This is a genomic window from Neglectibacter sp. X4 (assembly GCF_009917365.1).
GTDB lineage: Bacteria > Bacillota > Clostridia > Oscillospirales > Acutalibacteraceae > Acutalibacter.
Genome location: NZ_QWLE01000148.1, coordinates 1 through 1,414 on the forward strand (window position 1 = coordinate 1; position 1,414 = coordinate 1,414).

Genomic DNA, 1,414 nt, shown 5'->3' on the forward strand with positions numbered 1-1,414 from the left:
AGAACTGACGGAGGAAGAGCGGCAGAGACAGCAGCGCCGCCAGGAGATCGCCCGGCTTTGGGCAGAAGGGGAAAGCTGCCGAGCCATCGGGGAGCGGTTCGGCCTGACCCGTCAGGCTGGCGGAGCTGCACCCCTTCAAGGGCCACCCGTTCCACGTCATGGACGATGAGAAAATGCGGGAGATGGCAGAGAGCGTCTCTCAGCATGGGGTGCTGGTGCCGGGAATTGTGCGCAGGCGTCCGGAGGGCGGGTACGAACTGGTTTCCGGACACAGGCGCAAACGGGCCTGCGAGCTGGCGGGGCTACCCGCCATGCCTGTGTTTGTACGGGAACTGGACGATGATGAAGCCACCCTCATCATGGTGGACAGCAACCTCCAGCGGGAGAAAATCCTGCCCAGCGAAAAGGCTCTTGCCTACAAAATGAAGCTGGAGGCTATGAAGCGACAGGGGAAACGGAGTGATTTAACTTCTGGCCCAGTGGGCCAGAAGTTATCCAGAGATGAATTGGCGGAGAATAGTCCAGACAGCGCAAGGCAAATCCAGCGATATATCCGCCTGACGTACCTCCACCCTGCCCTGCTCCAGCCGGTTTTCCTCGCCGCCCTGCTGGTAAAAATCACGCACCTTGTCTATGGTGCTCATGGGTTCCGCCTTTTTACCAGTTCTATAGCCTCCTATTACAATAAGATTTACGGTGAGAGGCACGGCAGCCAGCCGTGTCTTTTTCCACATCGTTGCCAAAGCTGTTAGAATGGGAGTAATTGGTCTGACGCTAGCCTCCAAGGACCAACACGTCCGCAGGGAAGTCCGTCAGCCAGCCTCTCATTCGCAGTGTTCGATTTATGCAGGTAGAGCCGCCTCGTCCGGGCTATTGCCCCGGCCCGGTGCGTCCGTGTCATCCAATAGATAGAATCGGCAATGATGGAAAGGCTGGTCGCCAAATCAATATAGGCGATCTTTCCAGACACCCGGCCTGCGTGGGGGTGGACAGGCTCACCCTGTGCAAGGCCCTGTACGCGGAGATGGAAAAAGCGGGAGTAGACACGCGGGAAACGAAGGGCGTTATACAAAGCTATGAAGCAAAGGCGCGTGTGGCGGCGGGAGAAATCCCGCCGTTTTTCTGTAAGGAAGTAGAGCGGTATGAAGCCGCGGAAGCCAAGGCGGACGGGACTTTTGGAGCAGGAAAAGCCCCCTGTACGGGACGATGGGCCGGGCAGGTGAGAAATCTTAAATAACAGAGGAGCATAAGACTATGAAGAATATTTATATAAATTTAGCCGGCGTGCTGGCAAAGCCGGATCTGGAACTGGAAAGCCTGGAGGAACTGTTCCAGCCGGGATATTTTGCAAACCTTGCCCCGGAGTGGAGCATGATAGAGGCCGCAAGGCTGCTGGCAGGGCAGGAGGGCTGTC

General features: G+C 57.1%; 2 protein-coding genes and 1 pseudogene. All 3 read left to right on the forward strand.

All coding sequences use genetic code 11. The features are described from left to right. Nucleotides 1-46 precede the first annotated feature (46 nt). The 3 genes and pseudogenes from D1841_RS20015 to D1841_RS17275 all read left to right on the forward strand — a co-directional run bounded on the left by D1841_RS20015 (nucleotide 47) and on the right by D1841_RS17275 (nucleotide 1,237). Nucleotides 47-169 (forward strand): hypothetical protein, encoded by a 123-nt coding sequence (locus D1841_RS20015; RefSeq protein WP_371722148.1) that lies wholly within the window; start codon nucleotides 47-49, stop codon nucleotides 167-169. Next, a pseudogene (locus tag D1841_RS17270) lies at nucleotides 117-593 on the forward strand (ParB/RepB/Spo0J family partition protein); the annotation flags it as partial. The gene D1841_RS20015 and the pseudogene D1841_RS17270, both read left to right, overlap by 53 nt. 251 nt (nucleotides 594-844) lie before the next feature. Continuing rightward, nucleotides 845-1,237 carry a hypothetical protein gene (locus D1841_RS17275; RefSeq protein WP_160644908.1) on the forward strand — a complete coding sequence of 131 codons (393 nt, stop codon included), beginning with the start codon at nucleotides 845-847 and terminating at the stop codon, nucleotides 1,235-1,237. Nucleotides 1,238-1,414: the final 177 nt, after the last annotated feature.

Excerpts from the sequence above, each read along its gene's own strand:
- D1841_RS17275 (WP_160644908.1), top strand. The coding sequence starts at position 845 with ATGCAGGTAGAGCCGCCTCGTCCGGGCTATTGCCCCGGCCCGGTGCGT.